This is a genomic window from Streptosporangium sp. NPDC023615, assembly GCF_040640155.1.
GTDB lineage: Bacteria > Actinomycetota > Actinomycetes > Streptosporangiales > Streptosporangiaceae > Streptosporangium.
In genome coordinates this window covers 29,389-54,444 of record NZ_JBFABE010000002.1, presented here as the reverse complement: position 1 = coordinate 54,444, position 25,056 = coordinate 29,389, and the positions used below count along the sequence as shown (strand labels likewise).

The following is a 25,056-nucleotide window of genomic DNA, read 5'->3' as shown; positions in this document are numbered from 1 at the left end:
CGACGACCTCCCCTCCGGCGGGGATGACGGTCCCGGTCCGCGGAACCGGGGTCGCTTCCGTCCTCCGGGGCCCGGCTCAGCCCAGCAGGGTGAGGCGGCGGACGACCCCGGGCAGGTCGGGGGGCTCCAGGGCGTCGGGAAGGTCCGCCATCTCCGCCGCCGAGAACCACCCGGAACCCAGGAAGGTGACGTCCTCCTCGGCGGTCAACGACGCGGGGGCCACCGCGGGGGTGTCCTCGAATCCGGCCAGGTAGAAACGCTCGGTCTTGACGTAGTGGACCCCGAGCCAGTGGAATTCCCTGCGTACCGGCACCCAGCGGTCCAGCACCGCCGTGCCCGGCAGGCCCGTCTCCTCGGTGAGCTCCCGCCGGGCGGCCTCCAGGGGGGTCTCACCCGGGTCGATGCCGCCGCCCGGAGGTTCCCACAGGGCCTGACCGCTCACCGTGTCACGCCAGTGCATCAGGAGCACCCGGCCGGAGGCGTCCACACAGATCACCCGGGCCGCGGGCCGGTCGTTCGGCTGAGAGTCGCCCATGGGCCACGGACGCTATCACCGTCGCCCGCCCGCCCGTCCGCCGGCCGCCTTCCGGACCGGCGGATGCGGTGCCGGGATTCGCTGTACCCTGCCCAGGTCAGGTGCGAGCACCGTACGATCCCACCTCCTCAAGCTCAAGGGTGAAGGCATGAGTTCCAGGGCCGAGTTTGTGTTGACGCTCTCCTGCCCGGACCGTCCCGGCGTGGTGGCCGCGGTCTCCGGGCTGCTGGCCGGGCGGGGATGCAACATCACCGAGAGCCAGCAGTTCGGGGACACCGCCGCCGGGCGGTTCTTCATGCGGGTGCAGTTCGTCTCCCCGCTGCCCGACGAGGAACTGCGCGAGGCCCTGGCCGCGCTGGCCCCGGACCTCGGTATGGACTTCAAGCTGCGCGACGTCTCCGTGAAACCCCGCGTGCTGGTGATGGTCAGCAGGTTCGGCCACTGCCTGAACGACCTGCTCTACCGGACCCGTTCCGGCCTGCTCGACATAGAGATCGTCGCGGTCGTCTCCAACCACCCCGACCTGCGTCCGCTGACCCAGTCGTACGGCATCGACTACCACCACCTGCCGGTCACTTCCGAGACCAAGCCCAAGCAGGAGGCGGAGGTGCTGACCCTCGTCGATCACTACCGGGCCGACCTGGTGGTGCTCGCCCGCTACATGCAGGTGCTCTCGGAGGACCTCTGCGGCAAGCTCGCCGGCAACGTGATCAACATCCACCACTCGTTCCTGCCGTCGTTCAAGGGGGCCAAGCCCTACCACCAGGCGCACTCGCGGGGCGTGAAGCTGATCGGCGCGACGGCGCACTACGTGACCGCCGACCTCGACGAGGGGCCGATCATCGAGCAGGAGGTGGCCCGGGTCAACCACACCCACTCCGCGGACGACCTCGCCGCCATCGGCCGCGACGTCGAGTGCCAGGCCCTGGCCCGTGCGGTCCGCTGGCACACCGAGCAGCGGGTCCTGCTCGACGGTCACAAGACGATCGTCTTCCCCCGCTGACCGCGGTCGCGGGAAGAGCGATCTTTTCCCGACCGCCTCCGTCACGCCGCCTGGACCGCCGTCACGCCGCCTGGACCGCCGTCACGCCGCCTGGACCGCCGTCACGCCGCCCGGACCGCCGTCACGCCGCCCGGACCGGCCGGCTGACGCCGGTCACGACCGGCCGTGTCGCGCCGTCAGGACCGTTTCCCCGTGCCGCGATGCCTTGATCCGTGGCCGGTGGGTGCGGCCGTCGTTCGTGTCCCGCGGGGGTCACGGCCGTCGTTCGTGTCCCGCGGGCCCGTCGGTGATCGTGCCGTGCCCGTCCGCCCCGTCCGTGACCGCCCCCTCGGCCGGTTCCGGCGGCGGGTCACCGGCCGCCTCGGCGAACCCGGCGGCCCGGGTGTCGGCGGCCCGGCTCTCCTCCTGGGTGAGCGTGAGCGTGCGCAGGTGGAACAGCTCGTCGAGCCCGGCGGCGTCAAGAAGGCCCTCGGGCCTGTCCGGTGAGATGTCCGGATGGTCGTGGAGGATGATCGGCGAGGAGAGCACCACGTCCCGGTGGCCGGGCTCCCCCACCAGGACGGGCCAGGTGTGCTCGTTGCGGCAGGTCTCCACGGCCGGCCGCGCCCATTCCGGCGGGTCGAGCAGGGAGACGAAGGCGCCGGCGGACACCGCGATGATCAGGTGTGCCGAGATCAACGAGTGCCGGAGCGCCTGCTCGCGCGGGGCTCCCAGCGGTTTCCAGTCGTCGGTGTTCTCCACTCGCGCACGCAACCTGACCAGCCCGTACGGCCCCGGGACCCGCTCGGCGGAGACCGTGAGCGCCGCGTGCAGCGGCAGGTGCTCGGAGACGAGGCGGCCCACCACCTCCCCGGACGGCGAGGCGATCGGCTCGATCACGCGGTCCCCGGGGATCCGCACCTCGACGACCCTGGCGGGCGCGTCGAGCAGACCGGCGACCGGGAACACCGCCTCCACCTCCCGCTCCGTGGCCTCGTCGAAGGTGAGGTAGGTCCGGTGACCGTTGCGCAGTTGCTGGACCGGCCAGTAGCCGTCGTCCTCGGCGCGTTCGACGCAGCGTGTCCTGACGTGCAGGAAACGCACGTTCAGGTGGGCCACGGCGTACGTGGCCCCTTCGAGGAGGCATTCGGTCACGCTGGCCGAATGGTCGGCGGTGGCGGTGAACCCCGGCGGCACCAGGACCCCGAACCGCCGGCGCACCTGGTCCTTGGCGGCCGGGGTGAGGTGGGGGTAGAGGAGCCGGCCCTCGTACAGGACCGCCTCCGCCAGCCGCCGCGCGATGTCCATCGGAGCGCTCATTCGCCACGCCCGCTGAGGTCGTGCCCGCCGAGGCCGTGTCCGGCGCGGCTCCGCCGCGCGAGGTCCGAGCCGGACGCTCCACCCGTGATCCGGGTGGTCGGGGCCCCCGCCGGGACGGACACTGCTCGCGTACTCACTGTTGCAGGCATGTCGACGCTCCGTATTCCTCACGGTAGTCGTCACACTACGATCGGCCGCCCCGGGGCCGACACCCCCGATCCGGCAACCGGAGGCAAAGCTCTGATCATTGACGTGGTCTTTTCGCCCGGGTCGTGGGTGTCGCGGACGGCCCCCGCCGCACACCCGCGCGCCTCGCCCGGACGACCGGGACCGGGACCGGGGCACCCCGGCACCCGGAGCGGCCCCGGCCACCCGCGGTACCCGGGTGGCCGGGAACCGGCCGGCACGCACGACCCCGCGGTCACCGCCCCCGTCGCACGCGCCTCTCGGACGGGCCGCCTGCCGGGCGGACCGGGATCAGGGTCGGTACGTCCCGAAGTACCAGGTGTTGCCTTCGACGTCCCGGCAGGCGTAGTCGCGTGAGCCGTAGGACTGGTCACTCAGCTCCCTGGTGACCTCGGCGCCGGCCGCGACGGCCCTGTCGTGGTGGGCGTCGGGGTCGTCCACGACGACGTAGATCCCCGGCCCGCCGGGCTCGCCCGTGCCGGTCATGATCATCCCGGTGCCGACGAGCAGCTCACCGTGCTCGACCGTGCCCTCGGGCGTCGTGTGCAGCTCGCGGACCTCGAACCCGAACGCCTGGGTCAGCCAGTCGACGGCCTTGATCGTGTCGCGGTACATGACCAGCGGATACACCGTGCGCATGTTCTCTCCTCCTTGGTGGTACCGATCACGATGCCAGCGGAGAGGACGGGGGGATTGGAGGAATGTGACCTGATCATCCGGGGACGGATCGCGAGGGGGAGGCCAGCTCGCCGGGGGTGGCTCCGGCCATGGCCCGGAAATCGCGATTCATGTGGGCCTGGTCGTAGTAACCGCAGGCGGCGGCGGTGCCTGCCAGGGCCGCGCCGGACCTCAACCGGCCGGTGGCGTGCTGGAACCGCAGCACCCTGGCCGCGGCCTTGGGCGGCAGCCCGATCTGGTCGTGGAAGCGGGCGACCAGGTGACGGTGGCTCCAGCCCAGCTCCGCGGCGATCGACGCCACGGGCACCGCGCCCCGGGCGGCGACCAGCCGGCCCCACGCCCAGACGACGCGGCGGTCGGGCGCCGGGGCCTCGTTGATCCTCCGGCTGAGCGCCGCCTCCAGCAGCGCCAGGCGGGCCGGACGGCCGGGCGTCTCGGCCAGCCGCTCGATCACGGTCGTGGCCCAGCTCCCGAGGACCTCCTCCAGGGACACCACCCGGTTGGCCAGCTCGCGCATGGGCACTCCGAAGAATCTCCTGGCCCCGAGCGGTGTGAGGTCGACCTGCAGCCCGTCGGCGGCCCCGGTCAGGGTGGTGTCGACGTAGGTGTCGTGCAGGCCCGCGGCGAACGACGCCAGCCGCCGCTCCCCCCGGGGGCCGCTCATCGTGAGCGGCGCGCCCAGCCCGAAGATCATCGCGATTCCGGGGAAGGGGGGCTGCCGCCGGTGGGCGGGGCGGGCGTACCGCTCGCTGTAGGCCGACAGGTGGATGACGTGAGGACGCAGGAGGGAACCGGGCGCGCCCTCGGTGAAGGTCAAGCCCTCGGCCGCTCCCGCGTCGTCGGCGTCGTCGGCGGTGTCGGCGTCGTCCATGCGCCGACCATAACCGCTCCCACCGACGATCCGGTTCCCGGAGGAGGGCGCCTGCCCGCGGGGCGGGGAGGGGGCACGTCCGGACGCCGGACGCGCCCCCTCGGGACCGGCCGCCCTCCCCTCAGGAGGTCAGGCCGGTGTGGTAGGCGAGGAAGGTGAGCTGGTCGGCGGCGAGCTCGACGGTCTTGCTCACCGCGCGCGCCCCGTGACCGGCCTCCATCTCGTTGCGGAGCAGGATCGGCCTGTCCCCGGCCTGGGCGTGCTGCAGGGCCGCGCACATCTTCCAGGCGTGCAGCGGGTGGACCCGGGTGTCGGACTGGAACACGGCGAACAGCGTCGCCGGGTAGGAGACGCCCTCCCGCACGTTGTGGTAGGGCGAGTAGGCGTGCAGCCAGGCGAACTCGTCGGGCTTCTCGGCGGAGCCGTACTCGACGTTCCACGTCGCTCCCAGGCCGAACAGCTCGTAGCGGATCATGTCGAGCAGCGGGGCGGAGCAGACCACGGCGGCGTAGAGCTCGGGGCGCTGGGTCAGGGCCGCGCCGACCAGGAGGCCGCCGTTCGAGCCGCCGGAGATGCCCAGTTGCGCCGAGGTGGTCACCCCGGTCTCGATCAGGTACTCGGCCGCCGCGTGCAGGTCGTCGAAGACGTTCTGCTTGTGGCCGAGCATCCCGGCCCGGTGCCACTCCTCGCCCTGCTCGCCGCCGCCGCGCAACTGGGCGATGGCGTACGTGCCGCCCGACTCGACCCAGCTCAGGACGGACGCCGAGTAGCCCGGGGTCATCGAGATGCCGAAGCCGCCGTAGCCGTACAGCACGGTGGGGCGCGGCCCCTCGGCGCCGGGAGGGGAGATCACCAGCATGTGGACCTCGCTGCCGTCGGCGGAGCGGTAGGTCACCTGCCGGGTGTCGACGGCGGGCACCTCGACGGCGCCGGGGGAGGCGGCCCACAGGGTCGTCTCCCCGGTGCGGGCGTCGTAGCGCTGGATGGTCGGCGGCGTGGTGTTGTCGGTGTAGCCGAACCAGGCCTCGTGACCCCCCTCGGGACGCTCGCTGATGCCGCCGATGGTGCCCAGCCCCGGGGTGGGCACCTCCCCGACGCGCTCGCCGGTCCCCAGGTCGTGGACGGTGATCTCGCTGATCGCGTGACGGGTCCAGGCGACCAGCATGACCGGCCGGTCCAGGTCGTCGAGGATCGCGAAGTCCGTCAGCACCGCCTCGGGGTCCTGCGGGATCAGGTCGCGCCAGCTCTCGAAGCGCGCGTCCGAGGGGTCGGTCACGCAGACGCGGGCACGGGGCGCGTCGCGGTCGGTGAAGACGTACAGCAGGCCGTCACGGCCGAAGTACAGGGCGGTCTGGGCGTCGACGTCCTGCTGGACGACGACCAGCTCCGGCGCGGAGGGGGAGGAGGCGTGCAGGTCGGCGATCCACAGGTCGTTGCGCGGCGCCGTGCCGCGGGAGGCGGAGATCTGCAGCCAGCGGCCGTCGCGGGAGACCGACACGCCGTAGTAGTTGGTCTTCTCCAGGCCGTCACCGAAGATCATTACGTCGTCCTCGGTGGAGCTGCCGACCCGGTGCAGGTAGACCCGGCGGTGGTACTGCTCCTCGTTCTCGGGCACCTGCCCGGCGGGCAGCCTGCGCACGTAGTAGAACGCCTCGCCGCCCGGCAGCCAGGCCACCGGGGAGTAGCGGCAGCGGTCGATCGGCCCCTCGACGCGGTCGCCGAACGCGACGTCCATCAGGTAGAGGCTCGACTCCTCGTCACCGCCCACCGAGACCTGGTACGCCAGCAGGCGGCCCTCCTTGTCGGGCTGCCAGGAGTCGAGGGTGGTCAGCCCGGTCGGGTCGAGCACCATCGGGTCGAGCAGTGCCCGCTCGGTGCCGTCCGGGTCGACGGTGTAGAGCACGGCGTGCTCCTGCGCGGCGGCGCGCCGCATGAAGAACCGCCGCCCCCCGCGCCACGTCGGCGCGCCGATCGACCCCGAGGCGAGCAACTCGGCGATCCGCGCCCTGAAGGCGTCACGCCCGGGGAGGGCGTCCAGCCCCGCCTCCAGCAACCTCTCCTGCCCCATCAGCCAGTCCTTCGTGGCCGGATCGTCGGGATCCTCCAGCCATCGGTACGGGTCGGGAACGGGAACCCCGTGCAGCTCCTCGACAAGGTCGATACGGCTGGCGGGAGGGTATGGCAGTCGCGTCATGGCTGGAACCCTACGACCTCCGGACGGGCGGGCGGGGGCGGTGGCGGGTCATTGCGCGCCGGGCGTAGCCGGATCGCGACGACAGGAGTTAAAAACTGGTAATGCGGGCATAAAACGTATCAGGTGTCTCTCCAGTCATTTATGGGTGGCGAGAACCGCGTTGCAGCAGCCAAACTTGGTGAAGGACGGTGCCGTGGTGAGCATCCGCTGGGCCGTCCGGCGGAGGTCCTCGTGACGGAAGCACCCGGGCCCCAGGAGGGGCCGCCAGCCGGGGCGCGCAGTGGCGTGCCCCCTCAACAGACGTGTCGTACGGCGGGAGAGGCCCGCTGATGCGCCAGGTCCTTCTCTTGAACGCCACCTACGAACCCCTGACCACCCTCTCGCTGCACCGGGCCGTCGTGCTCGTGCTCCGGGAGAAGGCCGACGTCGTGCACCGCGACGGGCGGGGCGCCGTGTTCCGCTCGGCCAGCCGCACGCTCGACGTCCCCTCGGTGATCAGGCTTCGCAGATATGTCCGTATCCCCTACCGGTCACGGATCCCGCTGACCCGGACCGCGCTGATGCGCCGGGACGACTACCGGTGCGCCTACTGCGGCCAGCGGGCCGAGACCATCGACCACGTCATCCCCCGCTCCCGGGGCGGCCCCCACACCTGGGAGAACTGCGTGGCGTCGTGCACGACGTGCAACCACCGAAAGGCCGACCGCATGCTGGAGGAACTGGGGTGGACGCTCAACGTCGCCCCGGTGGTGCCACGCGGCGTCCACTGGCGGTTGATCGGCGCGCACATCGTCGGTGACCCGCAGTGGGCGCCCTACCTGGAGGAGAGCGCCGCCTGAGGCCCGCCGCCGGCTCCGGTGGCGGTGCCGGCGGCGCCGCCTGACGGTGCCGACGGTGCCGAGGGGGGTGCCGACGCGCCGACGCGCCGACGCGCCGATGACATCGTCGCCGTCGCGGTCGCGTTCCGAGCGCGCCGCGGCGCCGCCGCCGTGCCGCTCCGCGGTCCGCCCGCCCCGGTGCCGCGGTGCCCGTCAGGGCGGGTTATTCGCTGGCATCGGCGATCACGGACCGGGACAATCAACGGATGACATGGACATTCACCTCCGACGTGGAAACGTTCGCCGAGGCGGCGGAGCCGTGGCTGCTGCGTGATCCGGTGCGCAACACCGTCGTCCTCACCGTCCTGCGCGCGGTGCGCATGGGACTGTGGAGCGAGGGCGTGCTGCTGGGCCGCCTGGAGCGGGACGGCCGTACCGTGGCGGTCGCGCTCCAGACACCTCCCCATTTCCTGCTGCTCGCGGACATCCCCACCGAGACGGTGCCGGAACTCGTCACCTGCCTGATCGAGGACGAACGGGTGATCCCCGGGGTGAGCGGGTCGCTCGCACTGGCCGAGGCGTTCGCCGCCCGCTGGTGGCGGCCCGAGGCCGGGCGCCGGTCCGAGCGCCTCTACCGGCTCTCCTCACCCGTCCTGCCCGAGCCCGCCGCCGAGGGGGCCCTTCGGGTCGCGGAGATCGGCGACCTCGACCTGCTGGTCCGATGGGGGGAGGAGTTCCAGGTCGAGGCCGAGGGCGGCGTCGCCGCCGACCTGACCCCCCTGCTCTCCAGCCGGATCACCAGGCGGGAGCTGGGATTGTGGGAGGTGGACGGCCGCCCGGTCGCGTTCGCCGGAGCGTCCTGCCCCCTGGGCGGGATGTCGCGGATCGGCCCGGTCTACACGCCCCCGCCGCTGCGGAAGAAGGGGTACGGGACCGCGCTCTCGCACGCGATGAGCGTCCGGGCCCGGGCCGAGGGAGCCGACGAGGTGCTGCTCTTCACCGACCTGTCCAACCCCACGTCCAACTCGATCTACCAGGCGATCGGCTACCGGCCGGTGGACGACTACGCCACCGTCACCTTCGGGTGAACGACCGGGCGGGCCTGGGTAGGCTTGACGTCATGCCCCGATACGACTTCCGGTGCCGCGCCTGCGGCTCCAGCTTCGAGGTCTCCCGGCCCATGGCCCGCTCCGGCGAGCCCGCCCCGTGCCCCGAAGGCCATGACGACACCGTGAAACTGCTCTCCACGGTCGCGGTGACCGGCGGTTCGGCGGCCTCGTCCGCCGCCGCGCCCAGGCCCGCCGGTGGCGGCGGCGGATGTTGCGGCGGCGGATGCTGCGGCTAACCGCCCCGCCGGCCGGATGACGCCGGCCGGGCGACGCCTCCGGAACCGGACGGGGACGAACCCCGCCCGGGACCGGATCTAGGCGGCGTGCCTGGCGCGCTCGGCGCGCTTGCCCTGGAAGGGCAGGAAACCGTCGGCGCGGTGCGGGCGGGCCGGCACGAAGGTCTGCTCGGTGGCGACGATCCGGTCGAACCGGAACGCCCTGATCGCGCCGCGCATGCGGCACATCCCGACGAGGTACCAGTGGTCGCGGTGGACCATGCAGGTCACCGGGTCGACGTCGCGGACGGTGATCCGCCCGGAGACGTCACGGTAGTGCAGGCGGATGACCATGCGCGAGGTGATGGCGTTGGCGATCGTCCGGGCACGGTCGGCCACGGACGCGGGCAGCGGTTCGATCAGGGTCGTCAGGGTGGCCGCGACGACGTCGTCGTCGACCTCCAGGTGCTGGAAGGCGTGGCGCAGGCCGCTGCGGGCGGCATCGGCCTGCGGGCCCGAGCCCAGGTGTGCCATGGACAGGGCGAGGGCGGCGATCTCGGCGGTCGTCAGCGGGCAGGCGTTGGGCTTCACGACAGTTGCCATACCCTGATAATACGTCCAGATACCGACATTTTTTCGAACTTCCTGTCGGGTAAGGAATCTGTCGCCGACAGGAAGCCCAGGTCAGAGGGACGGCCTCGGGGAGAGGCGTCGAACGGCCGGCGCCGCAGGGCGGCGTCAGCGGGAGAGCTGTGACAGGTCCCGCGAGGCGCCGGTGGAGGCCGAGGTGGTCAGTGCCGCGTACGCCTGCAGCGCGGCGCTCACCGGACGGCGGCGGTCGACCGGGCGGTAGCCCCCCAGCTCGGTCAGGAGCCTCTCCCGGCGGGCGGCCAGCTCCTCGGTGGGGACCTTCAGCTCGATCGAGCGGCCCGGGATGTCGATCGAGACCAGGTCGCCGTCCTGGACGAGGGCGATCGTTCCGCCCTCGGCGGCCTCGGGGGAGGCGTGGCCGATGGACAGCCCGCTCGTGCCGCCGGAGAAACGGCCGTCGGTGACCAGCGCGCAGACCTTGCCCAGGCCCCTGCCCTTGAGGAACGAGGTGGGGTAGAGCATCTCCTGCATCCCGGGACCGCCCTTGGGACCCTCGTAGCGGATCACCACGACGTCACCGGCCTTGACCTTGTTGCCGAGGATGCCCTCGACCGCGTCGTCCTGGGACTCGAAGACCACGGCCGGCCCCTCGAACCTCCAGATCGACTCGTCCACGCCGGCGGTCTTGACGATGCAGCCCTCGGTGGCGATGTTGCCGTAGAGGACGGCCAGGCCGCCGTCGCGGGTGTAGGCGTGCTCGGAGTCGCGCACGCACCCCTCGACGCGGTCGAGGTCCAGCTCCTCCCAGCGGGCGCCCTGGGAGAACGGCTTGACGGTGCGGGCGTTGCCCGGGGCCGCGTGCCACAGCTCCAGCGCCTCCGGCAGGACGTTCTCCGAGCGCACGTCCCAGGCGTCGAGGTAGTCGCCCATGGTGCCGCCGTTGACGGTGTAGGCGTCGCGGTGCAGCAGGCCGGCCCGGTCCAGCTCGCCCAGGATCGCCGGGATGCCGCCCGCGCGGTGGACGTCCTCGACGTGGTACTTCGCGGTGGCCGGGGCGACCTTGCACAGGCAGGGCACCCGCAGCGAGATCTCGTTGATCTCCTTCAGGCCGAAGTCGACCTGGGCCTCGCGGGCCGCGGCGAGGATGTGCAGGATCGTGTTGGTCGAGCCGCCCATCGCCACGTCCAGCGCCATGGCGTTCTCGAACGCGTCCCTGGTGGCGATGGCGCGCGGCAGGACGGTCTCGTCGTCGGCCTCGTAGTACCGGCGGGTGATGTCCACGAGCGCGCGCCCGGCGTCCTCGAACAGCTTGCGGCGCGCCTTGTGCGTGGCGAGGATCGTGCCGTTGCCCGGGAGCGCGAGGCCGATGGCCTCGGCCAGGCAGTTCATCGAGTTGGCAGTGAACATGCCGCTGCACGAGCCGCAGGTCGGGCAGGCGTTCTCCTCCATCTCCAGCAGCTCGGCGTCGGAGACGGAGTCGTCGGCGGCGGCGATCATCGGGTCGATCAGGTCGAGCTTGCCGTTGGGGGTCTTGCCCGCCTCCATCGGCCCGCCCGAGACGAACACCGTGGGGATGTTGAGCCGGAAGGCGGCCAGCAGCATGCCCGGGGTGATCTTGTCGCAGTTGGAGATGCAGATCAGCGCGTCCGCGCAGTGCGCGTTGACCATGTACTCGACGGCGTCGGCGATCAGCTCGCGGCTGGGCAGTGAGTAGAGCATGCCGCCGTGGCCCATCGCGATGCCGTCGTCGACCGCGATCGTGTTGAACTCGCGGGGGATCGCCCCGGCCTCGCGGATCGCCCCGGCGACGACGTCGCCGACCTCCCGCAGGTGGACGTGCCCGGGGACGAACTGCGTGAAGCTGTTGGCGACGGCGATGATCGGTTTGCCGAAGTCCTCCCCGGCCACACCGGTCGCCCGGAGCAGAGCCCGGGCCCCGGCCATGTTCCTGCCGTGCGTGACCGTACGAGACCTGAGGGCGGGCATGGGGCCTTCTCCCATCGTCGAGACCGTGTCTACGAATGGTACGGCCACCGCCCGGTGCGTGAGACGCCCGTCCATGCCGCGAGACGCCGGCCCGGATGGCGGGACGCGGGACGGGCCCGTGGCGTCGAGGCCGCGAGCCCGTTCGAGAAGGTCGTTCCGGCCCCCGCGGCGCCGAGGCCGCGAGCCCGTCCGCGACCGGTCCCAGGCGGCCGGTCCGGTCCCGGGCCGGCTCTTCGGGGTCAGCTCTCCGGGTAGCGCGCGGGCAGGACCCGCTCGGCGGCCTCGTAGATGCTCTCGATCTCGGCGTCGGTGAGTGACCGTTCCCGCTTGGTGATCCATTTACGGACACGGCTGCCGTCGAATACGTCCACCTCGCGGACGTTGAGGACCTTCCACGGGATGGCCGGGCCGTAGATCGCCAGGGACGGCACGATGCTGATCTCGCGGCCCAGCTCGGCGCCGATCAGCTCGCCCGCCTGGGACGCCTCCCAGCGGGCCTCGTCCAGGCGCGGCTTCTGGTTGAACGGCCCGTGGAACAGCTTGCGGTGCGACTGGACGCGGACCGGCAGGCGCTTGTCCCACTTCTCGGAGTCGACCGCGTACACGCCGGTGGGGCCCACGACCAGGTGGTCGATCTGGGCCTCGCTGCCGGGGATCGCGCGGGCGTGCAGGGTGCGGTAGCCCCCGCGCTCCAGCCGCTTGAGCTGCACCTCGGTGCGCCGCTCCGCGACCGAGGCGCGCCGCCAGGCGGGCACTGAGGAGTTGGAGCGGGCCCGGAGCACGGTGTCCACGATCGCGGCCACCACGGCGGCGGTGACGCCCAGCCGCCAGCTGGCCAGCAGGATGCCCGCGAGCACGCCCACCCCGAGCGCGACGGCGGCGCGCCTGCGCAGATGGCGGTACTTCGGGTGATCGAGCAGACCGCGCAGCGAGGCGCGCTCGACCGGCGCGTACGTCGTCGCCGGTGGGACGGGTCGCGACGTCGGCCTCTCCTCGGCCTGTCGGTCACTGACCCAAATCGGTGACGTAGTGTTACCGTCCTCTGGTACCTGACCGGAATCCACGTAACTCACGGTAGCTGACGTCCTCGAGGGTGCCTAGTATTGCGTATCTCATACTTTTGTGACCGTCGCCCTTCGCTTGACTCCGCCCTTAAGCGGGTACCGAAGAGCGTTCGCCCGGATTGGCCATGGGCGCGCTGGTTGACCACGGTCTCGGCGTTACTGTGCAGGGCGTGGCACATATTCATGATCTTAACGCCCTGGAGCAGGCCGCGGCCGTGCGGCGCAGGGAGATCTCACCCGTCGAGCTCACCGAGCACTATCTGGACCGCATCGCCCGCCTGGACGCGCGGGTCGGGGCCTACGTGACCGTGACGCCCGAGCTCGCCCTGGAGCAGGCGTACAAGGCCGAGGCCCGGGTGCTCGCCGGGGAGGTCGCCTCGCCGCTGGCGGGGGTCCCCATACCGATCAAGGACCTCAACCTCGTCAAGGGCGTGCCGATCCACTTCGGCTCCGCCACCTACGAGGGCTTCGTGGCGCCGGTGGACGACAGCCTGGTCGAGAGGCTCCGGGACGCCGGAACGATCATGCTCGGCAAGACCGCGACCCCCGAGTTCGGCCTGCCCTGCTACACCGAGACCCCTCTCTCCCCGCCCAGCCGCACCCCGTGGGACCCGTCCCGCTCGGCCGGTGGGTCCAGCGGCGGCGCCGCGGCGGCGGTCGCCGCCGGCCTGGCCCCGGCCGCGCAGGGAAGCGACGGCGCGGGCTCGATCCGCATCCCCGCCTCCGTCTGCGGCCTGTTCGGGCTCAAGCCCACCCGGGGCAGGATCAGCTCCGCGCCGGTCGTCCCCGACCTGGCGGGTCTGTCCACCAACGGCCCGATCACCCGGACGGTCGCCGACGCCGCCGCGCTGCTGGACGTGATGGCCCACCACAACCCCGGCGACCTCTACCACGCGCCCCCGCCGGGGCTCGGCTCCTTCGGCGCGTACGTGGGCCGCGACCCCGGCCGGCTGCGGATCGCCCGCTACGCCGAACCGCCGGTGCCCGGCACCGTCGTGCACCCGGAGGTGCTCGCGGCCTACGAGCACGCCTCGGCGGAGCTGGCCGCGCTCGGGCACGAGGTGGTCGACATCGCCCCGCCGTTCGGACCGGAGATCGTGCCGCGGTTCGTGACGCTCTGGTACGCGTTCTCCTGCATGCACCCGGTGGATCCGGACAGGCGGGACAGGCTCCGGCCGCTCACCGCATGGCTGCGCGAGCGCGGCTTCGCCACCCCCGCCCCGGACTTCCTGCAGGCGCAGTCGGCCCTGCAGCTCGCCACCCGGCTCGGCCTGCTGGCCACCGACCCGTACGACGCGGTGCTCACCCCGACCGTGACCCAGCCGCCCCGGCCGGTGGGCTGGTTCGAGGACGTCGACGGCCCCGAGGAGACCTTCGAGCGGATGAAGCGGTTCGCCGCCTTCCCGGCCATGTACAACGTCAGCGGCCAGCCGGCGGTCAGCCTCCCGCTGTACTGGAGCCCCGACGGGCTGCCGATCGGTGTGATGCTGGCCGGGCGGTTCGGCGACGAGGGCACCCTGATCTCGGTGTCGTCGCAGCTCGAGGCCGCGCGAGGCGGTTTCTGGGGGGAGCGCAGGCCCGCCGCGTGGTGACCCTCGACTGATCGTCGGCGCCGGGTTACTTTTGAGGTGTGGACAGCGCGATCGAGGTCTGCGGCTTCCTGGTCGGGGTCTCCGGCGGCCTGTTCCTGCTCATCACCCTCCTGGTGACGATGCCCGGCAGAATGCGCGACAGGGCCGTCAGGGGCACCTCGGCGAGCGCCGTCTGGCTCGGCGGCCCGCACGGCAGCGAGCGCGGGATCACCGACTCGGTGCTGGTGCTGACCAGCCGGCGCCCCGGCGGCCGCGCCGCGCCCGAGACCGACTGGGTCGCGCTCGCGGAGACCTCGGAGCCCGGACGGCACACCGGCGGCGCGTCGGCGACCTGGTGAGGTTCGGTGAGGTTCGGTGAGGTGGGGTGGGGTGGGACGGGGATGCAGGCACTGAACTCGACGCAGGGGGACGACGTGCGCGAGGCCCTGCGCGTGGCCGAGCGGCGCACGGGGCTGCGCTTCGCCGCCTACCTCGGACCCGCGATCGGTCCGCGCAGGCACTTCTGCGAGCGGCTGCACGCCGCGCTGGGGGAGGAGGCCGACCGTGCCGTGCTCATCTTCGTGGATCAGCGGGGCCGGGCGCTGGAGATCGTCACGGGCCCTCTCGCCAGGCAGTGGCTGCCCGACACCGCGTGCCGGTCGGCCGCGGCGACCATGACCGCGGTCCTGGGCCTGGGCGACCTGGTGGGCGGGCTGGTGACCGGGGTCCTGCTGCTCGCCGAGCGGGCCGCGCGGCGCGGATGACCGCGCGTGGCCGCGGCGTGGCCGCGACGTGGTCGTCCCACGCCGGACGCCTCCACCGCGGGTACGAGAGATCGCCGGGGGTGAGTGCGGCTCCGCTGTCCACGAGCTGTTCTGTGTCGGAGAAGGATGATTTTCCCGGATAATCGGCTCGTGCTGAGGATCACGTGGGACACGCCGCCGGCAGGTTTCACCGACCCGGCCGGAGGGACCGGTTCCACGGCCCTCCCCGGCTCCGCCGCCCCTGCCGGTTCCGAAACCCCTCCCGCATCCACGTCCCCTCCCGCATCCACGTCCCCTTCCGGTTCCACGGCACCGGGCGGTCTCGCCGGTCTCGCCGGTCTCACCGGTCCCGGGGATCCCGGGGATCCCGAGAGGCCCGGAGGACCCGGAAGCTCGGCCGGTCACGACGATCGCGCCGTGTTCACCGCGTTCGCAGCCTTCCCCCGATCGGCCCGTCTCCTCGTCTCCGCCCGAAGGGACGAGGACGGGGCGGAACGGCCCGACATGCTTCTCGACTACGTCCGGGAGATGCTCGCGGACGCCCGCCGGAGGGTTCGCCGGGAGAACGAGACGGCGGCCGTCCTGCTGGCCGCCGCCGGCGCGGCCGCCGGTGTCGTCGTCGCCGGGTTGCCGTCGGGGTACTGGAGACCCGGAGAGCTGCCGAGCCAGATCGAGTGGCTCTGGTGGATGGGCATGTTCCTCTGGCTGACGGGTCTCCTCGTGCTCGGCGGCGCTCTCTGCCCGCCGGTCGCCGCGCTGGCGGGCAGGACGCTGGAGAGGCGCCGTTGCCACCTGCGCGGGTACGCCGACCGGCTCCGGGCCGGTCACGAGGCGGACGGCCGCCGGGCCGGCCCGCGGGTCGACCTGCTCGTGCTGGAGATCCGGAGGCTCAACGCCCTCGCGGACGCCAAGCAGCGCTACGTCCGCAGGGGCGTCCTGCTGATGGTGTTCTCCATCGCCTGCTGCGCCCTGGCGTCGTTCGTCGGCGGCCCCCCCTGAACCGGCGGCTTCTGACCGGACCCGCCGGTTCAGGGCCGCAGGAGTCCCACCAGATGGTTGCTGATGTCCGTCAGCAGCGTCGACGGCACCACCGGTGCGCTCGCGACGGCGGAGAACAGTGAGGGGAGGCCCGGAAGCGGGAACCCGTCCTGGCGGGAGGCCTCCTGGCCCACCTCGTTCTTGGCGAGCCCCACCCGGCTGCGCTCCCAGGCCTCGGTGACCTCCTCGGGGGAGGGGACCCCGAAGCCGTGCCCCACCGGGGCCGCGTGGCGCAGCCGCACCAGCGGGGTCTCGGCGAAGGCCAGCGCGACCCGGGCGCGCAGGGCGAGGTCCTCCCGGCGATCGGGTTCCACCCAGTCCATCGCCGTGCAGGGCTTGCGGCAGGCGGCCACGCAGGTCCCCAGCGCCCCGGCCACCTGGCTGTGCTGACGGTCGAAGTAGGCGCGCCAGCCCTCGGCGGGCTCTCCCGCCACGCGCAGGGTGCGGTTGGCGGCCGACTGCTCGGGCTTGGTGTGGTCGCACTCGCGGTCGCCGATCACGCCGAACCTGCTGCCCGGCGCGGTGAGACCCTCCGGCCAGCGCGCCGGGTCGCCGGCGCTGCCGAGCACCGGCTCGAACGCCAGCAGAGGGAGGTACTCGCTGGCGATGTGCAGGGCGGCGACCATGGGGCTCAGCTCGCGACGATGCCAGCGGATCGCGATGACCTCCAGCAGCAGCTCGTACGCGGGCAGCAGTGACTCCAGCGCGCCGCGGGGCTGCTCGCGGGGCGTCTGCGGCATCGTGCAGGCCCGCGCCCGCCGCCGCAGGTCGCCCGGGACGGCGCGCGCCTCGGCGGCGAAGTCCTCGGCGTCGAGGGAGAGCAGCCGCTGGGCGAACTCGCAGGTCGCCTCGATGTCGCTCGCCTCCCCCACCACGCCCGAGGCCAGGGCGCCCACATCGCCGAAGGCGTACCGGCGGGCCAGGGAGATGAGCAGATCACGAGCGGTTTCCACCCGATTACCCTCTCATGGACCATGAGTACCGGGAGCTTTGTCCTGCCACGGAGGGATACGAGGAGATTTCAGGGCCTTACTGCTCTCGCGAGGATGTGTCCGCGTGCCTCACGTGATCGCGCGTCCCGTCCTCGCCCTCCTCGCCCTCCTCGCCGTTCTCACGCCCCTGCCGTCCCCCGCTCTGGCCCCGCCGTCCCCGTCGCGTTGGCCCGTCCCCGCCCGCCCCCACGGCGGGGAGCGGGACGGGACGGGGGCGGAGGCACCGGGCCGACCGGCCGATCACCGGTCCGCGCGGATCAGGCCTGCGCGATCAGGCCTGCGCGATCAGGTCTGCGCGATCAGGTCTGCGCGGCGTCCTTGGCCTGGGCGCGCAGGGCCCGGCCGACACCGTCGGCGCCCTCGAGCAGCAGCCGCCGCAGAGCGTGCGGCGGCTCCTCGGCCGAGATGAAGTCCTGCGTCCTGGACACCGTCTCCGGGGAGAGGGACAGCGCCGGGTAGCAGCCGTTGGCGAAGCTCTGGGCACTGTCGGAGGTCCAGGACCTCCAGATCCTGCCGATCTCGGCGAAGTACTTCTCCTTGTACGGCTCCAGCAGGTCCGGGTGGTGCGGGTCGACGAACCCGATGATCGTCGAGCGGAGCACCGCGCCGCTGAGCTTGCCCTCCACGATCGCGGACCAGGCCGCCTCCTTGCCCTCGGGCGTCGGGATCGAGGCCCTGGAGAGGGCGGCCATCCGCTCACCGGTGGCGGTGGGGTCGCGCCGAAGCTCCCGCTCGATGTCCTCCTCGCCGAGCAGGCCGCCCGAGACCAGGGCGCCGACCAGCGTCCAGCGCAGGTCGGTGTCGACGGTCAGGCCCTCCAGCGTGGTCTCGCCGTCCAGCAGCCCCTTCAGGAACGCCAGGTCCTCGGGCGAGGTGGCCGAGGCCGCCAGCGCGTTCAGGTAGGCGAGCTGCGCGTCGGAGCCGGGCTCGGCCGAGACGACCAGGTCGCGCAGCGTGGAGGCCAGCAGCGCCATGCCCTCGGCACGCCAGGCCGGGTCGGCGTACTGCTGGATGGCCAGGCGGACCTGGCGGAGCACGGTCTGCACGACCGTGATGTCCGTGATCGACCTGATTCCCGAGACGACCAGGGCGAGGTAGTCACGGGTGGACATCTCGGCGTCCCGGGTCATGTCCCAGGCGGCCGACCAGCACAGCGCGCGGGGCAGGGACGCGGTGAACGCGGTGATGCCGCCGCTCAGCAGGGTCCGCAGCGAGCGCTCGTCCAGCCTGACCTTGGCGTAGGTCAGGTCGTCGTCGTTGATCAGGATCAGGTCCGGCTGGACCTCGCCGACCAGTTCGGTGACGGCCGTGCGCGGCCCGGACACGTCCAGCTCCACCCGCCTGACGCGGACCAGCTCGTCGCCGCTGCGCGCGTACAGGCCGATGGCGACGCGGTGCGAGCGCAGCGTCGGGTGCTCGGCGGGTGCCTCCTGGAGCACGTCGAACGTCAGGAAGCGGCCCTCGGGGTCGGTGGTGAACGAGGGACGCAGCGTGTTGACCCAGGAGGTCTCCAGCCACTCCTTCGACCAGGAGGACAGGTCGCGCCCGGAGGTGCGCTCCAGCGCGCCCAGCAGGTCGGCGAGGGTGGTGTTGCCCCAGGCGTGCTCGTTGAAGTACGCGCGGACCCCGGCCAGGAAGTTCTCCAGGCCCACGTAGGCGACGAGCTGCTTGAGGACCGAGGCGCCCTTGGCGTACGTGATCCCGTCGAAGTTGACCTCGACCGCGTGCATGTCGACGATGTCGGCCGCGATCGGGTGCGTGGAGGGGAGCTGGTCCTGGCGGTAGGCCCAGGACTTCTCGACGTTGGCGAAGGTCGTCCACGCGCCCTGGCCCCACCGGGTCGCCTCGGCCTGGCAGAGCACCGAGGCGTAGGTGGCGAACGACTCGTTCAGCCACAGGTCGTCCCACCAGCGCATGGTGACCAGGTCGCCGAACCACATGTGCGCCATCTCGTGCAGGATCGTCTCGGCGCGGCGCTCGATCACCGCGTCCGTGACGCGCGAGCGGAAGATGTAGTTCTCCAGGAAGGTCACGCAGCCCGCGTTCTCCATCGCCCCGGCGTTGAACTCGGGGACGAAGAGCTGGTCGTACTTGCCGAACGGGTAGCGGACGCCGAAGATCCGGTGGAAGAAGTCGAAGCCCTGCCGGGTGACCTCGAAGATGTTCTCCGCGTCGAGGTGCTCGGCCAGCGAGGCCCGGCAGTACAGGCCCAGCGGGATGCCGTCGTGCTCGGAGGTCACCCGGTGGTACGGCCCGGCGCACAGCGCGGTGATGTAGGTCGACATCACCGGGGTCGGCGGGAAGTGCCAGCGCCTGGCCGCCTGGAGCGCGCCGTGCTTGCCCCGGTGCTCGGGCAGCTCCTCGACCGGGTCGGGCGCCGCGTTGGAGATGACCTCCCAGTCCGACGGCGCGAGCACGCTCAGCTCGAAGGTGGCCTTGAGGTCGGGCTGGTCGAAGCACGCGTACATCCGGTGCGCGTCGGCCGTCTCGAACTGGCTGTGCAGGTAGACGCTCTTGTCGACCGGGTCGACGAAGCGGTGCAGGCCCTCGCCGGTCCGCGTGTACGAGCAGTCGGCGTCCACGAGCAGTTCGTTGGTCTCGGCCAGCCCGGTCAGGGGCAGCCGCCCCGTCTCCAGGTCATAGCCGCTCACGTCCAGTTCGGTACCGTTCAGCACGGCCCTGCGCACCTTCGCGCCCGCCAGGTCGATGAACGTCCCCGCACCCGGCCGGGTGCTGGTGAAGCGGACCGTGGTGACGCTCTCGAAGCGCTCCTCACCCTCGGTCAGGTCGAGCTCCACCGCATAGGACTGCACGCTGAGCAGCCGTGCGCGCTCGCGCGCCTCGTCACGGGTCAGATTGCCTGCCACTACCGCTCCCTCTTCACAACTTCCCCCGCTCCATTGCTAAGGGGTGACTGAATCCTGCCATGTAAGGCCGTGGAACGCCGCTTCGGATCAACGTGGGGACTGGTACCCAAATTTGGGATTAAAGGTGTCGGTCAAGGTATTAATCCGCGCGTGGAATAGGGAACTCCGTCGTTCCGGTTGTGGCCAACGACAGACCTCACTATCAGGAAGTCGGAGAACATGACAGAGCGAACGCCGGTGGATCTCTGGTTCGACCCCTTCTGCCCCTGGGCGTGGATGACCTCCCGCTGGCTGGTGGAGGTGGAGAAGGTGCGGTCCATCGAGCCGCGCTGGCACATCATGAGCCTCACCGTACTGAACGAGGACAAGGAGGTCCCGGAGAGCTATCGCGCGCAGATCGCCGACGCCATCGGGCCGGTCCGCGTGGTGGCCGCCGTTCAGGCGAAGTACGACTCCGAGACGGTCGGGCGCCTCTACACCGAGTTCGGTGTCCGTTTCCACAACCAGAACAGGAAGGGGACCGACACGCTCCGCGAGACCGTCGAGGAGGCGCTGGAGGCCGCCGGGCTGGACCGCGGGTTCGCCGACGCGATGGACTCCACCGAGTTCGACGAGGTCGTCCGAGCCTCGCACGCCGACGGCATCGACCGGGTCGGCCAGGAGGTCGGCACCCCGGTGATCTCGGTCGAGGGCGTCTCCTTCTTCGGCCCGGTCATCTCGCCGGCGCCCAAGGGCGAGGAGGCGGGCAGGCTCTGGGACGGGGTGCTCCTGGTGGCGGGCACCGACGGGTTCTTCGAGCTCAAGCGTTCCAGGACGCGGTCCCCGATCTTCGACTGATCCCTCGCGCCCGGCGTTGCGCCGGGACCGCTCACCGGCCCGCCGCCCCCGCGGCGGCGGGCCGTTCCCGTGCCGCCCGCACGGAAACCGTGCCGGCCGTGCGGGAAACGCGCCGTCTGCGCGGAGGCCGTGCCCCGCGCGCGGCGGGTTGTGCTCCCGTACAGCGATGTCCCCCGAGGGGCGCCACGTTCTCCGGCGGGGCCGTCACGCCCTCGCATAATGACGGCGGGCACGTCAGGATGAGGGAATGCGTCACCTTTACCTGAACGGGGCCTGGCAGCCGTCCGCGTCGAGCGAGCGCATCGACGTGATCAACCCCGCCACCGAGGAAGTGCTCGACACGGTGCCCGCCGGAGCGCCCGCCGACGTCGAGGCGGCCGTGGCGGCCGCCCGCGCGGCCCTGCCCTCCTGGTCGCGGACGTCCCCCGCCGAGCGCGGCAAGGTCCTCGCCGCGGCGGCCGAGCTGATCCGGGAACGCTCCGACCAGATCGCCAGGATCATCGCCACGGACATGGGCGCGCCGTACGGCGTGGCGATGAGGGTGCAGACGCTGATGCCGGCCGGGGTGCTGGCCTCCTACGCCCAGCTGGCCGAGACCTACGACTTTGAGGGCGGGCAGGTCGGCAACTCCCGCATCTTCAGGGAGCCGGTCGGGGTGGTCGCCGCCATCACCCCGTGGAACTACCCCCTGCACCAGATCGTCTGCAAGGTGGGCGCGGCGCTCGCCGCGGGCTGCACGGTCGTGCTGAAGCCCAGCGAGGTGGCGCCGCTGGCCGCCTTCGCCCTCGCCGGCGTCCTCGACGAGGTCGGCCTGCCCCCCGGCGTCTTCAACATGATCAGCGGGTACGGCCCGGGGGTGGGCGAGGCGCTGGTCGCCCACCCCGGCGTGGACATGGTGTCGTTCACCGGTTCCACCGCGGCCGGGCGGCGGGTCGCCGCGCTCGCCGCCGAGACGATCAAAAGGGTGGCGCTGGAGCTCGGCGGCAAGTCGGCCAGTGTGATCCTGCCGGACGCCGACCTGGGAACGGCGGCCAAGGTGACGGTGGCCAACGCCTTCCTCAACTCCGGCCAGACCTGCTCGGCCTGGACCCGCATGATCGTTCATCGCGACCGGTACGACGAGGCCGTCCGGCTCGCGGTCGAGGCCGCGCGCAGGTACACCGTCGGGGACCCCTTCGACGAGGCGACCAGGCTCGGCCCGCTGGTGTCGGCCGCGCAGCGCGACAGGGTCGTCCGCTACATCAACCGGGGGCAGGAGGAGGGCGCCCGGCTGGTCACCGGAGGCGGCGACCGGCCCCTGGAGCGCGGCTTCTACGTCGAGCCCACGGTGTTCGCCGGGGTCGAGCCCGGCATGGTCATCGAGCAGGAGGAGATCTTCGGCCCGGTCCTGACGATCATCCCCTACAGCCGGGGCGAGGACGAGGCGGTCGCCATCGCCAACGGCACGCCGTACGGCCTGGCCGGGGCGGTGTGGGCGGGCGACGAGCAGCGCGCGGTCGAGGTCGCGCGGAGGCTGCGCACCGGCCAGGTGGCGGTCAACGGCGGCCAGTTCAACCCCCGCGCCCCCTTCGGCGGGTACAAGCAGTCCGGCCTCGGCCGCGAGCTGGGCGAGTTCGGGCTGGAGGAGTACCTGGAGATCAAGGCCGTCCAGCTCTGAGACCGGCGGGCCTGCCCGGCGACGCGGACCGGGGTCGTGCGGTCACCGGGTCACCGGGTCACGAGGTCACGAGGTCACGAGGTCACGGGGCCTGGAGCAGGACCTGCCGGGCGGCGTCCCTGGCCAGCCGGTCCACGTAGAGCCTGCCGTCGAGGTGGTCGGTCTCGTGCTGGAAGCAGCGCGCCAGCATCCCCCTGGCCCTGATCCGGATCGGACGTCCCAGCCGGTCCATGCCCCGCACGGTCACCCCGGCGGCCCGCGGCGTCCGGGCGTAGATCGGGACGCGGGTCTCACGGTCGGGCACCGACAGGCAGCCCTCCTCGTCGAGAATCTCGGTGTCGTCGTCCACGGTCAGCTCGGGGTTGATCACGTGCCCCTTGCGGCTGCTGCAGTCGTAGACGAAGATCCGCCTCGACACGCCGATCTGCGGTCCGGCCAGGCCGACGCCCCGCGCGGCGTACATCACCTCGAACATCTCGTCGATCATGCGGCGCAGGTCGCGGTCGAAGTCGACGACCGGCTCGGCGGGGGTGCGCAGGACGGGGTCCCCGACCACTCGGATGTCACGCATGTGGGGGCTCTCTCTGGTGAGGGATGGCAAGTGTAAGGGTTGGACAAGCTCAGTGACCGTTACTCTAGCCGGGGCCGGGTGGAGCCGTCCCCGCGTACCTGCGAAACTGTCCCGGTGCGCGTCTACATCGGTGCCGACCATGCCGGCTATGAGCTCAAGAACCACATCGTCTCCTGGCTGAAGGAGCACGGCCACGAGGTCACGGACTGCGGTCCTTCGGTCTACGACGCCGAGGACGACTACCCGCCGTTCGTGCTGCGCGCGGCCGAGGGGGTCGTGAAGGACCCGGGCAGCCTGGGCGTCGTGATCGGCGGCTCGGGCAACGGCGAGCAGATCGCCGCCAACAAGGTACGCGGCGTCCGCGCGGCCCTGGCCTGGAGCGAGGAGACCGCCAGGCTCGCCCGCGAGCACAACGACGCCAACGTGATCAGCCTGGGCGCGCGGATGCACACGCCGCAGGAGGCGGCCGGGTTCGTCGGGGTCTTCCTGGACACCGCCTACTCCGGGGCCGAGCGGCACAGCCGCCGGATCGCGCAGCTCGCCTCCTACGAGACCGACGGACGGCTGCCGCCGCTGCCCTAGACGTCCCGCGCGAGGGACGGGGCTCGGCGGCCGGACGGGCCGCCGCCCCGGACGTCCCGCGCGGGGGAGGGGCTCAGCGGTGGTGGTCGCGCTGTGAGGAGTCCCGGCGCGAAGCGTCCCTGCGCGGCGGCTCCTTACGCGGGGGTTCCCTGCGCGGCGGTTCCTTGCGGGGCGCCTCGTCGCGCAGGGGGCGGCGATCGGCGCTCTCCTGCTGCTCCCGCGTCGGGCGCGACACGTCCCGCGCCCGCATGGCGGTGATCGTGTTGATCTGCAAGCTCTGCAGTGCCATGCCGTCACCATAACCCGGGGCGGCGCTCAGAAGACCAGGCCGCCCCACGGGGCCGGTTCCCACGACATGGCGACGGACAGCTCGCGCAACGCTCCCGGACGCGACTCGCGCGCCAGCCCCGCCGCCCGCAGCGCCTCCAGGGGGCGGCCGCCCAGGTAGGCCGCGCCCAGCGCGGAGACGGGCAGGACCAGGTCGGCCGGGTCGTCGCAGGGCGCGCAACGGGCCCCCGAGGTGTCGGCCGTCAGCCGCCAGCGGCCCGCGTTCCACGGGCACGTCGCGTCCTCGACCTCGATCGTCACGTCCACCGGCGCGCTGTAGCGGCGGGCGGGCAGGGCGCGCCCGACGTCCACGACACGGACCCACAGCTCGTCACCCCAGCGCGCGCGCAGCGCGCGGGGATCGGCCAGCAGGTGGATCAGCGGGTCGTCGACGGGCAGGCTCGCGCTGACGTGCGAGATCAGGTCGCGATCCAGGACGTGCCGCCACAGCAGCGCGTGGGCCGCCGGATCGAGGGCGACCAGATCCCTGAGGTGGAGCTCCCCGCTGGCGACGTCGTGATCGTCCCAGCCCGTCCTGATCCGGAACAGCGCGTACCCGCGCGGGCCCTCGTCGTCCTCGACGACCACGGCGTACAACGCCCCGCTCGCCCGGTCGGGCTCCTCGTCGCTCAGCACCGAGTCCCAGCGCGCGGGGGTGCGGGCGTACAGGCCGGGCCTGCCGCCGAGCGCGGCCGCGTGGATCCGCTCGAACACGTCCCTGGCGTGCGCGGGCCGGACGACGCGCGGCCGCAGCGCCGGGTCGGCCGGCGCGTGCCGGGTGAAGGCCGTGCCCGCCGTGGGGATCCGGACGCTCAGGCCGTCGGCGGCCCTGCCGTAGCCGTACCGCCCGTAGATCACGGCCTCGGACGCGTACAGCGCGGCGACCGCCTCGCCGCCCTCGCGCAACTCGGCGAGCTGACGGGTCATCAGCGCCGTCAGCACGCCCCTGCGGCGGTGCGAGGGCAGCACGCCGACCGCGGTGACGCCGGCGACCGGGATGGGCCCGCCGGGCACGGTCATGGTGAAGCTGCAGACCGTGGTGACGCCTACCAGCAGGTCGCCGTCGAAGGCGCCGAGCGAGCGGTCGAACTCGGTGTTGCGCCGGTACAGCTCCGCGCGGTACGGCGGGACGGGGCTGCCGAACGCCTCCTCGTCCAGGGCGATCCAGGCGGGGAACTCGGTCTCGGCGACCGGACGCAGGCTCAGGGTCATCCTCGGATGGTAGAGAGGACAAACGGTTCCGGCCATCTAATATCCATGCTTAATGATCAAGGCGTTGGTCAAGTGGACTGCCCAAAGGG

24 protein-coding genes are annotated in these 25,056 nt (G+C 72.2%); 11 read left to right on the top strand and 13 right to left on the bottom strand.

Annotated features, from left to right (window positions below):
* Positions 1–76 precede the first annotated feature (76 nt).
* Positions 77–535: an NUDIX domain-containing protein gene (locus tag AB0G16_RS01710; RefSeq protein WP_362797244.1), complete on the bottom strand. Its 459-nt coding sequence runs from the start codon at positions 533–535 to the stop codon at positions 77–79.
* 148 nt (positions 536–683) lie between these two features.
* Here AB0G16_RS01710 and purU point away from each other — a divergent pair, with 148 nt between their 5' ends.
* Positions 684–1,538 (top strand): formyltetrahydrofolate deformylase, encoded by an 855-nt coding sequence (gene purU / locus AB0G16_RS01705; RefSeq protein ID WP_362797242.1) that lies wholly within the window; start codon positions 684–686, stop codon positions 1,536–1,538.
* A gap of 252 nt (positions 1,539–1,790) precedes the next feature.
* Here purU and AB0G16_RS01700 read toward each other — a convergent pair whose 3' ends face one another.
* The 4 genes from AB0G16_RS01700 to AB0G16_RS01685 all read right to left on the bottom strand — a co-directional run bounded on the left by AB0G16_RS01700 (position 1,791) and on the right by AB0G16_RS01685 (position 6,766).
* Positions 1,791–2,825: a hypothetical protein gene (locus AB0G16_RS01700; RefSeq protein WP_362797240.1), complete on the bottom strand. Its 1,035-nt coding sequence runs from the start codon at positions 2,823–2,825 to the stop codon at positions 1,791–1,793.
* Positions 2,826–3,314: 489 nt separating this feature from the next.
* A complete protein-coding gene (locus AB0G16_RS01695) occupies positions 3,315–3,662 on the bottom strand; it encodes a VOC family protein (RefSeq protein ID WP_362797238.1) in 348 nt (115 codons plus the stop codon).
* 73 nt (positions 3,663–3,735) lie between these two features.
* Complete coding sequence (locus AB0G16_RS01690) at positions 3,736–4,572, bottom strand: helix-turn-helix domain-containing protein (protein ID WP_362797236.1); 837 nt, start codon at positions 4,570–4,572, stop codon at positions 3,736–3,738.
* A 121-nt stretch (positions 4,573–4,693) separates the two neighbouring features.
* Positions 4,694–6,766 (bottom strand): prolyl oligopeptidase family serine peptidase, encoded by a 2,073-nt coding sequence (locus tag AB0G16_RS01685; protein ID WP_362797234.1) that lies wholly within the window; start codon positions 6,764–6,766, stop codon positions 4,694–4,696.
* 329 nt (positions 6,767–7,095) lie between these two features.
* On the opposite strand from AB0G16_RS01685, the gene AB0G16_RS01680 reads away from it, so the two are divergent.
* The 3 genes from AB0G16_RS01680 to AB0G16_RS01670 all read left to right on the top strand — a co-directional run bounded on the left by AB0G16_RS01680 (position 7,096) and on the right by AB0G16_RS01670 (position 8,929).
* Positions 7,096–7,605, top strand: coding sequence for an HNH endonuclease (locus tag AB0G16_RS01680; protein ID WP_362797232.1), 510 nt, complete (start codon positions 7,096–7,098; stop codon positions 7,603–7,605).
* A 245-nt stretch (positions 7,606–7,850) separates the two neighbouring features.
* On the top strand, positions 7,851–8,672 hold the full coding sequence (locus AB0G16_RS01675; protein ID WP_362797230.1) for a GNAT family N-acetyltransferase: 822 nt from the start codon (positions 7,851–7,853) through the stop codon (positions 8,670–8,672).
* A 32-nt stretch (positions 8,673–8,704) separates the two neighbouring features.
* The gene (locus tag AB0G16_RS01670; protein WP_362797228.1) at positions 8,705–8,929 is read left to right on the top strand and encodes a zinc ribbon domain-containing protein; all 225 of its coding nucleotides are present in this window, start codon (positions 8,705–8,707) and stop codon (positions 8,927–8,929) included.
* Between the two features lie 78 nt (positions 8,930–9,007).
* Here AB0G16_RS01670 and AB0G16_RS01665 read toward each other — a convergent pair whose 3' ends face one another.
* The 3 genes from AB0G16_RS01665 to AB0G16_RS01655 form a co-directional block, all read right to left on the bottom strand.
* Complete coding sequence (locus AB0G16_RS01665; RefSeq protein WP_362797226.1) at positions 9,008–9,511, bottom strand: WYL domain-containing protein; 504 nt, start codon at positions 9,509–9,511, stop codon at positions 9,008–9,010.
* Positions 9,512–9,646: 135 nt separating this feature from the next.
* On the bottom strand, positions 9,647–11,485 hold the full coding sequence (gene ilvD, locus AB0G16_RS01660) for a dihydroxy-acid dehydratase (RefSeq protein WP_362797224.1): 1,839 nt from the start codon (positions 11,483–11,485) through the stop codon (positions 9,647–9,649).
* A 239-nt stretch (positions 11,486–11,724) separates the two neighbouring features.
* The gene (locus AB0G16_RS01655; RefSeq protein WP_362797222.1) at positions 11,725–12,549 is read right to left on the bottom strand and encodes a nuclease-related domain-containing protein; all 825 of its coding nucleotides are present in this window, start codon (positions 12,547–12,549) and stop codon (positions 11,725–11,727) included.
* Positions 12,550–12,719: 170 nt separating this feature from the next.
* Between AB0G16_RS01655 and AB0G16_RS01650 the strand changes: the two genes are divergently transcribed.
* The 4 genes from AB0G16_RS01650 (at position 12,720) to AB0G16_RS01635 (ending at position 15,883) form a co-directional block, all read left to right on the top strand.
* Positions 12,720–14,141 (top strand): amidase, encoded by a 1,422-nt coding sequence (locus tag AB0G16_RS01650; RefSeq protein ID WP_362797220.1) that lies wholly within the window; start codon positions 12,720–12,722, stop codon positions 14,139–14,141.
* A gap of 38 nt (positions 14,142–14,179) precedes the next feature.
* A complete protein-coding gene (locus AB0G16_RS01645) occupies positions 14,180–14,479 on the top strand; it encodes a hypothetical protein (RefSeq protein ID WP_362797218.1) in 300 nt (99 codons plus the stop codon).
* Positions 14,480–14,521: 42 nt separating this feature from the next.
* Positions 14,522–14,884 (top strand): DUF5130 family protein, encoded by a 363-nt coding sequence (locus tag AB0G16_RS01640; RefSeq protein ID WP_362797216.1) that lies wholly within the window; start codon positions 14,522–14,524, stop codon positions 14,882–14,884.
* A 417-nt stretch (positions 14,885–15,301) separates the two neighbouring features.
* Entirely contained in the window at positions 15,302–15,883 is a 582-nt protein-coding gene (locus AB0G16_RS01635; RefSeq protein ID WP_362797214.1) for a hypothetical protein, read from the top strand.
* A gap of 29 nt (positions 15,884–15,912) precedes the next feature.
* On the opposite strand, the gene AB0G16_RS01630 is transcribed toward AB0G16_RS01635, so the two are convergent.
* Together AB0G16_RS01630 and pepN are read right to left on the bottom strand one after the other, a co-directional pair.
* On the bottom strand, positions 15,913–16,875 hold the full coding sequence (locus AB0G16_RS01630; RefSeq protein ID WP_362797212.1) for a hypothetical protein: 963 nt from the start codon (positions 16,873–16,875) through the stop codon (positions 15,913–15,915).
* A 338-nt stretch (positions 16,876–17,213) separates the two neighbouring features.
* Positions 17,214–19,781, bottom strand: coding sequence for an aminopeptidase N (gene pepN, locus AB0G16_RS01625; protein WP_362797210.1), 2,568 nt, complete (start codon positions 19,779–19,781; stop codon positions 17,214–17,216).
* A 219-nt stretch (positions 19,782–20,000) separates the two neighbouring features.
* On the opposite strand from pepN, the gene AB0G16_RS01620 reads away from it, so the two are divergent.
* Positions 20,001–20,618, top strand: coding sequence for a disulfide bond formation protein DsbA (locus tag AB0G16_RS01620; protein WP_362797208.1), 618 nt, complete (start codon positions 20,001–20,003; stop codon positions 20,616–20,618).
* A 247-nt stretch (positions 20,619–20,865) separates the two neighbouring features.
* A complete protein-coding gene (locus AB0G16_RS01615; protein WP_362797206.1) occupies positions 20,866–22,275 on the top strand; it encodes an aldehyde dehydrogenase family protein in 1,410 nt (469 codons plus the stop codon).
* An 82-nt stretch (positions 22,276–22,357) separates the two neighbouring features.
* Here AB0G16_RS01615 and def read toward each other — a convergent pair whose 3' ends face one another.
* Positions 22,358–22,846, bottom strand: a complete 489-nt coding sequence (gene def, locus AB0G16_RS01610; RefSeq protein WP_362797204.1) for a peptide deformylase — start codon at positions 22,844–22,846, stop codon at positions 22,358–22,360.
* Between the two features lie 114 nt (positions 22,847–22,960).
* Between def and AB0G16_RS01605 the strand changes: the two genes are divergently transcribed.
* A complete protein-coding gene (locus tag AB0G16_RS01605) occupies positions 22,961–23,428 on the top strand; it encodes a ribose-5-phosphate isomerase (protein WP_362797202.1) in 468 nt (155 codons plus the stop codon).
* 73 nt (positions 23,429–23,501) lie between these two features.
* Here AB0G16_RS01605 and AB0G16_RS01600 read toward each other — a convergent pair whose 3' ends face one another.
* Together AB0G16_RS01600 and AB0G16_RS01595 are read right to left on the bottom strand one after the other, a co-directional pair.
* Positions 23,502–23,717: a hypothetical protein gene (locus tag AB0G16_RS01600; RefSeq protein WP_362797200.1), complete on the bottom strand. Its 216-nt coding sequence runs from the start codon at positions 23,715–23,717 to the stop codon at positions 23,502–23,504.
* Positions 23,718–23,743: 26 nt separating this feature from the next.
* Positions 23,744–24,967, bottom strand: a complete 1,224-nt coding sequence (locus AB0G16_RS01595) for a GNAT family N-acetyltransferase (protein ID WP_362797198.1) — start codon at positions 24,965–24,967, stop codon at positions 23,744–23,746.
* Between the last annotated feature and the right edge of the window lie 89 nt (positions 24,968–25,056).

Bases quoted from the DNA above. Each gene is read 5' to 3' on its own strand.
- AB0G16_RS01640 (WP_362797216.1), top strand. From the start codon at position 14,522: ATGCAGGCACTGAACTCGACGCAGGGGGACGACGTGCGCGAGGCCCTG.
- ilvD (WP_362797224.1), bottom strand. From the start codon at position 11,485: ATGCCCGCCCTCAGGTCTCGTACGGTCACGCACGGCAGGAACATGGCC.
- AB0G16_RS01615 (WP_362797206.1), top strand. From the start codon at position 20,866: ATGCGTCACCTTTACCTGAACGGGGCCTGGCAGCCGTCCGCGTCGAGC.
- AB0G16_RS01700 (WP_362797240.1), bottom strand. From the start codon at position 2,825: ATGGACATCGCGCGGCGGCTGGCGGAGGCGGTCCTGTACGAGGGCCGG.
- AB0G16_RS01680 (WP_362797232.1), top strand. From the start codon at position 7,096: ATGCGCCAGGTCCTTCTCTTGAACGCCACCTACGAACCCCTGACCACC.
- AB0G16_RS01710 (WP_362797244.1), bottom strand. From the start codon at position 535: ATGGGCGACTCTCAGCCGAACGACCGGCCCGCGGCCCGGGTGATCTGT.
- AB0G16_RS01695 (WP_362797238.1), bottom strand. From the start codon at position 3,662: ATGCGCACGGTGTATCCGCTGGTCATGTACCGCGACACGATCAAGGCC.
- AB0G16_RS01685 (WP_362797234.1), bottom strand. From the start codon at position 6,766: ATGACGCGACTGCCATACCCTCCCGCCAGCCGTATCGACCTTGTCGAG.
- def (WP_362797204.1), bottom strand. From the start codon at position 22,846: ATGCGTGACATCCGAGTGGTCGGGGACCCCGTCCTGCGCACCCCCGCC.
- AB0G16_RS01620 (WP_362797208.1), top strand. From the start codon at position 20,001: ATGACAGAGCGAACGCCGGTGGATCTCTGGTTCGACCCCTTCTGCCCC.
- AB0G16_RS01595 (WP_362797198.1), bottom strand. From the start codon at position 24,967: ATGACCCTGAGCCTGCGTCCGGTCGCCGAGACCGAGTTCCCCGCCTGG.
- AB0G16_RS01690 (WP_362797236.1), bottom strand. From the start codon at position 4,572: ATGGACGACGCCGACACCGCCGACGACGCCGACGACGCGGGAGCGGCC.
- AB0G16_RS01670 (WP_362797228.1), top strand. From the start codon at position 8,705: ATGCCCCGATACGACTTCCGGTGCCGCGCCTGCGGCTCCAGCTTCGAG.
- AB0G16_RS01665 (WP_362797226.1), bottom strand. From the start codon at position 9,511: ATGGCAACTGTCGTGAAGCCCAACGCCTGCCCGCTGACGACCGCCGAG.
- AB0G16_RS01600 (WP_362797200.1), bottom strand. From the start codon at position 23,717: ATGGCACTGCAGAGCTTGCAGATCAACACGATCACCGCCATGCGGGCG.
- AB0G16_RS01675 (WP_362797230.1), top strand. From the start codon at position 7,851: ATGACATGGACATTCACCTCCGACGTGGAAACGTTCGCCGAGGCGGCG.
- purU (WP_362797242.1), top strand. From the start codon at position 684: ATGAGTTCCAGGGCCGAGTTTGTGTTGACGCTCTCCTGCCCGGACCGT.